Source organism: Bowmanella yangjiangensis (assembly GCF_017255015.1).
Taxonomy (GTDB): Bacteria; Pseudomonadota; Gammaproteobacteria; order Enterobacterales; family Alteromonadaceae; genus Bowmanella; species Bowmanella yangjiangensis.
Window position 1 is genome coordinate 1 of record NZ_JAFKCS010000619.1, and the last position, 429, is coordinate 429.

Sequence of the window (429 nt, forward strand, 5' to 3'; positions counted from 1 at the left end):
GCCCGCGCGGAAATCTTCGGCGCTGTCCTGATAGTGGCTCAGGGTCAGGGCGCTGATCTGGGCGAGTTCGTCGAGGGTGAGCGGCATGGCGAGGCTTCCGTAAAAACGTTCGGACAAGGCTACCAAAGTCGTCTGCCCTCTGCGCTTGCACGCTATTCCCAAGGAGCGGCTTCAGCCGCGATGAAACAGCTCGCCGCTAAAGCGCCTCCTACGGGTTTGTGGTCTGAACCATACCGCCCGCAACCGCACGGAGCGTGGGAGGGGCTTCAGCCGCGACTGCACAAGATTCGTCGATCCGGCCCAAAATATTTCGGTTGCCATCTGCCTGTGGAGCAACCAGCGCAACAAGCTGTTCACCGGTTTGCTCCATGGCAGGGCTTTGCCGTAGATTGGCCGGCTCACCTCGACCGGCACCGGCCGGTCATGCCT

Annotated in this window: 1 protein-coding gene; it reads right to left on the reverse strand. The window is 61.8% G+C overall.

Annotated elements, in window-relative coordinates:
- Positions 1-171: 171 nt before the first annotated feature.
- The coding region (locus J0A65_RS25955) for a hypothetical protein (protein ID WP_206597076.1) at positions 172-429 on the reverse strand (258 nt) is incomplete at its 5' end.